Origin of the sequence: Mycobacterium sp. SMC-17, assembly GCF_045310915.1 — a bacterium.
Taxonomy (GTDB): Bacteria; Actinomycetota; Actinomycetes; order Mycobacteriales; family Mycobacteriaceae; genus Mycobacterium.
Window position 1 is genome coordinate 52976 of sequence record NZ_JBJIAK010000038.1, and the last position, 6671, is coordinate 59646.

8 protein-coding genes are annotated in these 6671 nt (G+C 67.3%); 2 read left to right on the plus strand and 6 right to left on the minus strand.

All coding sequences use genetic code 11. The features are described from left to right. Position 1 precedes the first annotated feature (1 nt). From ACJH7A_RS21640 to ACJH7A_RS21655, 4 genes are read right to left on the minus strand one after another with little or no spacing between them, the layout of a single operon-like run. Entirely contained in the window at positions 2–703 is a 702-nt protein-coding gene (locus ACJH7A_RS21640; RefSeq protein ID WP_406802678.1) for an ABC transporter permease, read from the minus strand. After that, positions 700–1344, minus strand: coding sequence for an ABC transporter permease (locus ACJH7A_RS21645; protein WP_061004978.1), 645 nt, complete (start codon positions 1342–1344; stop codon positions 700–702). Before ACJH7A_RS21645 ends, ACJH7A_RS21640 begins: the two co-directional genes overlap by 4 nt. Next, on the minus strand, positions 1329–2438 hold the full coding sequence (locus ACJH7A_RS21650; protein WP_138251047.1) for an ABC transporter ATP-binding protein: 1110 nt from the start codon (positions 2436–2438) through the stop codon (positions 1329–1331). Before ACJH7A_RS21650 ends, ACJH7A_RS21645 begins: the two co-directional genes overlap by 16 nt. Next, positions 2435–3364, minus strand: a complete 930-nt coding sequence (locus ACJH7A_RS21655; protein WP_406802679.1) for an ABC transporter substrate-binding protein — start codon at positions 3362–3364, stop codon at positions 2435–2437. Before ACJH7A_RS21655 ends, ACJH7A_RS21650 begins: the two co-directional genes overlap by 4 nt. A gap of 106 nt (positions 3365–3470) precedes the next feature. On the opposite strand from ACJH7A_RS21655, the gene ACJH7A_RS21660 reads away from it, so the two are divergent. After that, entirely contained in the window at positions 3471–3872 is a 402-nt protein-coding gene (locus tag ACJH7A_RS21660; RefSeq protein ID WP_135357489.1) for a lipopolysaccharide assembly protein LapA domain-containing protein, read from the plus strand. 256 nt (positions 3873–4128) lie between these two features. On the opposite strand, the gene ACJH7A_RS21665 is transcribed toward ACJH7A_RS21660, so the two are convergent. Further along, positions 4129–5151 (minus strand): phosphotransferase family protein, encoded by a 1023-nt coding sequence (locus ACJH7A_RS21665; protein WP_406802680.1) that lies wholly within the window; start codon positions 5149–5151, stop codon positions 4129–4131. A 9-nt stretch (positions 5152–5160) separates the two neighbouring features. Further along, positions 5161–5769 (minus strand): histidine phosphatase family protein, encoded by a 609-nt coding sequence (locus ACJH7A_RS21670; RefSeq protein WP_064857768.1) that lies wholly within the window; start codon positions 5767–5769, stop codon positions 5161–5163. 87 nt (positions 5770–5856) lie between these two features. Between ACJH7A_RS21670 and ACJH7A_RS21675 the strand changes: the two genes are divergently transcribed. After that, positions 5857–6588, plus strand: coding sequence for a GntR family transcriptional regulator (locus tag ACJH7A_RS21675; protein WP_318983939.1), 732 nt, complete (start codon positions 5857–5859; stop codon positions 6586–6588). Positions 6589–6671 lie beyond the last annotated feature (83 nt).

Genomic DNA, 6671 nt, shown 5'->3' on the forward strand with positions numbered 1-6671 from the left:
TCTACCGTAGGCGACGAAGGCCCGGCTTCGCAGTCACGATTGCAACTCCGGCCGGACCCGGCCGCGAGACCCGCACAGCCAACGCCAAGGCGGCATCGAGCGCCAGCGCGAGAGCTGCCACCAGCAGGGCGCCGACGAGGGCGAGATAGAACTGGCGCACCTTGATGCCGTCGATCAGGAACCGGCCCAGCCCGCCCAGGCTGGCGTACGCGGCGACGGTCGCAGTCGCCACCACTTGCAGCGTCGCGGTCCGCAGCCCGCCGACGATGAGCGGCATGGCGTTGGGCACCTCGGTGCGCAGCAGCACCTGGCGCTCTGTCATGCCCATGGCGCGGGCGGCGTCGACCACCACCGGATCGACGTTGGCGATCCCGGCATACGTCCCCGCCAGGAGTGGCGGGATGCCCAGCAGCATCAGCGCGACAGTCGGCGGCACCAGGCCCAGTCCCCACAGCAGGACGCCGAGCAGCAGGACGCCGAGGGTGGGCAGGGCGCGCAAGGCGTTGACGCCGCCGACCACCAGGGCCGTACCGCGACCGGTGTGCCCGACGTACATGCCCACCGGAATGGCGACGAGCGCACTGCAGAGCACCGCGATACCCGTGTACTCCAGGTGCTCCAGCAGCCGCATGCCCAGACCCGCCGGGCCGGTCCAGTTGGCCGCGGTGAAGATGTAGGCGAGGGCCTGGTGCAGGAAGTTCATGCCGGCGCCTTCGCCCGGGTCCAGGGGGTGGCCAGGCGGCCGACGCTCAGGATGACGAGGTCGACTATCACCGCCAGCACGAAGATCGCGATGATGCCGGCGATGATCTGGTCGCTCTTGTCGGCCTGGTACCCCTCGGTGAACCAGGTGCCCAGCCCGCCGATGCCGATCACCGAGCCCACCGACACCATCGAGATGTTGGTGACGGCGACCACGCGCATGCCTGCCGTGAGGACCGGAATCGACAGCGGCAGTTCGACTCTCAAGAACCGGGTACGCGGCCGGTAGCCCATGGCCGTGGCCGCTTCCCGGGTGTCCGCGGGCACCGCGTCGAGCGCCTCGGGCACCGTCCGCATCAGCAGGGCGACGGTGTAGAGCGTCAGGGCGACCAGGACGTTGGCCTCGTCGAGAATCCGCGTCGGGATGATCAACGGCAGCACCACGAACAGCGCCAGCGACGGGATGGTGAAGACGATGCTGGCGGTGATGGTGCTGAACCGGCGCAGCCGCGGCCGCTGCCGCACATAGGCGCCCAGCGGCACGGCGATCAGCACGCCGATCAGCAGCGGCAGCAGCGCCAGCCGCAGGTGTATCTGCGTGAGCAGCCACGCGCCTTCCAGGTGATTCAGCAGGTATCGCACTGCTTGCCCTTGCGGCTCTTGATGATTGCCAGCACGTCATCGAGGCTCACACCGCCGATCACCTGGCCGCGCTCGTCGACCGCGACACCCAGACCCGACGGGGATGACAGGGCCGAGTCGAGCGCCAGCCGCAGCGTGCCGTCCGGCCGGAACAGCGAGCCACCGGCGATGGTGCTGTCGTACAAGGACTTTCCGTGCCGGTGCAGACCCACGCCGTTGGCGTTGATCCACGCGTACGGAGTGCCGTCGGCGTTGACCACCAGGGCCCATTGGCCGTCGGTGAGATCGAGCGCGTCGACCGCCGGTTCGGCGACGGTGCGGATGTCGCGGAGCTTGAGTCCGTCGGCATCCCGGAACTGCAGGCCGCGATAGCCACGGTCGGCACCGACGAAACCCGCGACGAATGCGTTGGCCGGGTTGGACAGCAGCCGCTGCGGTGCGTCGTACTGCTGCAGGGTGCCACCGGGCCCGAACACCGCGACGCGGTCGCCGAGTTTGACGGCCTCGTCGATGTCGTGGGTGACGAAGACGATGGTCTTGCGCAGATCGCTTTGCAACCGCAGGATTTCGGCCTGCAGGTCTTCGCGGACGACGGGGTCCACCGCGCTGAACGGCTCGTCCATCAACAGGATGGGTGGGTCGGCGGCCAGCGCCCGGGCCACCCCGACGCGCTGCTGCTGCCCGCCCGACAACTGGGCCGGGTAGCGGTCGGCGAGCTTGACGTCGAGTCCGACCCGCTCCAACACGCCCAGCGCCTTTTTCCGTGCACTGCGCCGTGATTCGCCTTTGAGGACCGGCACCGTGGCGACGTTGTCCACCACTTTGAGGTGTGGCATGAGCCCGGCGCTCTGCAGCACGTACCCGATGCCGAGGCGCAGCCGCACCGGGTCGACGGTGGCGACGTTGGCACCGTCGACGGTCAGGGTTCCGGAGGTCGGGTCGATCATCCGGTTGATCATCCGCATTGAGGTGGTCTTGCCGCACCCGGACGGCCCGACGAACACCGACAGCGTCCCCTCGGCGATCTCGAGGGTCAGTTCATCGACAGCGACGGCGCTGCCGTAGCTCTTGGTGACCTTGTCGAACGTGATCATCGGCTCACCGGCTTGTCGAATCCGTTGTCCTGGACCCACTTTTTCGCAGCCTGGTCGGCGTCGACGCCGCTGTTGCCGGAGACCGCGGTGTTCATCTCGATGAGCGCTTTCGTCGTGAGTTTCGCACTGACGCCGTCGAGCACCGTCTTGAGCAGATCGGACTTCTTCTGCGACGCCACCAGCGGCACCACGTTGGCGGCCAGGAAGTTGTGTTTCGGATCCTCGAGCACGACCAGGTTGTTCTGGACGATGGCCGGCGAGGTGCTGAAAATGTCTGCCGCGGTGACGGTTCCGTCGACCAGCGCCCGCACGGTGGCCGGTCCCCCGCCGTCGCTGATGGCGATGAAGTTGGCCGGCGCGATATCGAGGCCGTACTTGGCTTTCAAACCGGGCAGGCCCTCGGTCCGCTGCAGAAACTCCGACGGCGCACCGAATTTCACCTGGGGCGAATGCTGGGCCAGATCACCGATGGTCTTGAGGTTCCACTTCTTCGCGGTCTCGGCCGATACGGCCACGGTGTCGGTGTCTTCGGCCGGCGAGGGAGTCAGGATCGACAGATCACCCGGAAGCACTCGCGCGAGCGCCAATTCGACATCGTCGGCGGCGGTGGCTTTGGTCTTCGGGTCGAAGTACTGCAGCAGGTTGCCCGTGTACTCGGGGATCAGATCGATCGAATGATCCTTCACCGCAGGGACGTACGTCTCGCGGCTGCCGATGCCGAACTGCCGGCCCACGGTAAAGCCGTTGGCCGCCAACGCCTGCGCATATATCTCGGCGATGATCTTCGACTCGGGAAAGTCGGCGGACCCCACCACGATCGACTTGAGATCGCCGGAGATGCTGCCCCCACCGAGGGGATTGGCACTGCCGCAGCCCGTCAACAGGGCAGCCAGCAGTACCGCCAGAGCGGTCAGAATTCGCGCCACCCGAACGTCCTTTCGGCGTCGTGCACTCAGGCCGACCCTAGCGTCATTCGAAAATTGGTGCCGCAGTTCCCGGCATCCGGCCACTAGAACCGTCAAGATGGTGCGTATGAGTAGCGATCACGCGACTTCCCCAGACCCATCGGAGTCGACGTCCAGCCCGGCAGCTGTGCCCGCCGAACCTCCGGCACCCAAGTCCCCCAAGCCGGACTCGGCCCCGGCCAAGAAACCCAAGACACCCGAATCCGCGGTGAAGTTCACCCGCACCGCGGCACTGTGGTCGGCGCTGGTCCTCGGTTTCCTGATCCTGATCCTGCTGCTGGTGTTCGTCATCCAGAACGACACCCCGGTCGACATCGTGCTGCTCGGCTGGAAGCTGCACCAGGTGCAACTCGGCGTGACCATCCTGCTCGCAGCCATCGCCGGCGGCCTCCTGACCTTCGCCGTCGCCACCACCCGAATCCTGCAACTGCGACTGGCCGCGAAGAAGAACCTCAAGGCCGGGCTCTAGCTCCAGTTTCAATCCCCCCGCGGGTAGTCCAATCCCCCGCGAGCGGCCGTGTTTGTACGTCAACACGCCGGGTCAGCCGGCCAATTTGCGCACGCTCGTCGCTGCCGAGCGACCGTGTTTGTACGTCGACACGCCGTGGCAGCCGTGCATTGTGCGCACACTCGTCGCTGCCGAGCGGCCCCAAACTGCACGTGAAATGCCGCGTGTCGCCGTACAGACACGGCCGCTCGCGCTAAGGGGGCAGACCAGGGTGACGCTAGGTGAGGGCAGCGAGGCCGGCGGCGATGAGCGGGGCGACGGCCTCGCCGACGGGGTCGTCGTGGCCGGCTCCGCCGGCGGCCATCCGGGCGCGGAAGTCGATACCGGCGGCGATGATCGCGAGCTTGAAGTAGGCCAGCGCCAGGTAAAAATCCCAGTGATCGAGAGGCTGCCCGGCCGCGACGGAGTACTTCTGGGCCAGCTGGTCCATCGGCGGAATCTTGTCCGAGGACCAGGCCGCGTCGGAGTGCACCATCGAGAACATCGGGTGCCGGTAGACGCACATCAGCGCGGCGTCCGACAGCGGATCACCCAGGGTCGACATCTCCCAGTCCAGCACCGCCCGCACCTTGGTCGGGTCGACGGCGTCGAGCATGGTGTTGTCGATGCGGTAGTCGCCGTGGACGATGGCGCTGCGACTCTGCGGCGGCAGCTTCTCGGCCAGCAGGCCGTGCAGCCGGCGCACGTCCGCGTCGCGCGGATCATCCGGCAGCCGCACCAGGTCCCACTGCGAACCCCACCGCCGCACCTGCCGTTCCAGGTACCCGTTGGCCTTCCCGAAGTCCCCGAGTCCGACGGCTTCCGGGTCCAGGGCGTGCAGGTCGGCCAGCACCTTGATCAAGGCGTCGACACAAGCGTCGATGGTCTGCTGATCGCCCAGCGCGTCGAGCTCCGCCGAGTAGCGCACGACCCGGCCGGGCACGAATTCGACCATCTGGAACGGCGCACCGAGTACCGAGTCGTCATTGCGCATGGTCACCGGATGCGCCACCGGCACCGTCGTACCCTCAAGTGCCGCAACGACTTTGTACTCGCGGGCCATGTCGTGCGCCGACGGCGTCAGGCCGTGCAGCGGCGGCCGGCGCAGCACCCATTTGGCGGCGTCGTCGAAGACCAGGAACGTCAGATTCGACCGGCCCCCGGCGATCAGTTCGGCGCGCAGCTCACCGCTGCGGGGCACCCCGATCTCGCGCAGATGCGCGTCGAGGGCAGTCAGATCAAGGCCGTCGAGAGATCCCACCCGATCTGTCTACCACCGCTGATTTCGCGGCAGCAGATCCCACACGTGTTCGACACTGTTGACGCCGGCGACCGCCAGCCGGCCGCTGCGTGAGGCCAGCAGGCGGGTGATGCCGGTGTAGTCGACCTGGAACGACAGGATGCGCTCGGTCGGCACGATGTCGTGCAGCAGTCCGTTGATCACGCCGCCGTGGCTGAAGATCACGACGGTGTCCTCGGCCTCGGCCTCGCTCGCGATGTCGGTGACGGCCTCGGTGATACGGGCGAGAAACGCCTCTTCGTCGACGCTGCTGGGCAGGTGGCCGGTCATGAGCCGGGCCATCTCCTCGGGGTGCTCGGCGGCAATCTGCTCGATCGGGATGTACTGCGCCATGTCGCGGTCGTATTCGGCGAGCCGGTCGTCGATCTCGATGTTCAGCCCGAGCGCGGCCGCCACCGGCTGGCCGGTCTGGATGGCGCGCTTCTGCGGGCTGCTGATGAGCCGCGTGATCGGGAACCGCTTGAGCGCGTCGGGCAGCCGGTTGGCCTGCGCGATGCCCTCCTCGGAGAGGTCGGGGTCGGCGCCCTCACCAGGCTCGTTGCGCAGCGGCAGGGCATGACGGATCAGAAGCAGTTGCATAGCGGTTTCCTCCACAGCGGTAGTGCGCTGACGGGCAATACTATGCAGCTAAGTTGTCATGACAAGACACCGAGAGGCGGTACACCGATGGTCGGCTCCCAGTCGCGCCATGAGCATGTCGCGGCGGTGTTGCGGCAGCGGATCACGCGGCACGAGTACCAGATCGGTGAGTCACTGCCCGCCGAGAGCGCGCTGTGCGCGGAGTTCGACGTGTCGCGAGGGCCCGTCCGCCAGGCCCTCGCGACCTTGAAAAACGAAGGCCTGATCCGTATTTCGCGGGGCAAGCCCGCCACCGTCCGGAGCCACGACGTCCGCCAGACGCTGGACACGTTCACGCCGTTCACCCAGTGGGCCGAGCGCAACGGCCGCACCGCAGGGAGCCGGACCCTGGAGATCTCGCGTAGACGCGCCAGCGAGACCGCGGCCGCCGCGCTGAGCCTGACCACCGACGACTTCGTCGTCGAGGTGCTGCGTGTGCGTCTGCTCGACGGCGAGCCGGCGATGATCGAACGGAGCAGTTTCACCGACGCGGTGGGTTCGCTGCTGTTCGAATTCGACACCGACTCCGGCTCCATCACCGACTACCTGACCGACCGCGGAGTCCAGTGGGACGCCATGGAGCACGTGCTCGACGCCGTCGCCGCGGACGAGGTCGACGCCGAGAACATGCACATCGAGCGGGGCAGCCCCCTGCTGCGTGAGCGTCGTACCTCACGCGACCAGTTCGGGGTGGCCTTCGAGTATTCCGACGACCGATACCGGCCCGACGTGGTGGCCTTCAGCATCGTCAACGCCCGCACCATCGAGGTCCGCGCCTGACGGTGGCTAGGAGTCTGCTGAATTAATCGGTGTGGCGGCCGGGGTTGACCTGGGATTTCGCTGATAATTGGTGGGTGCAGGGT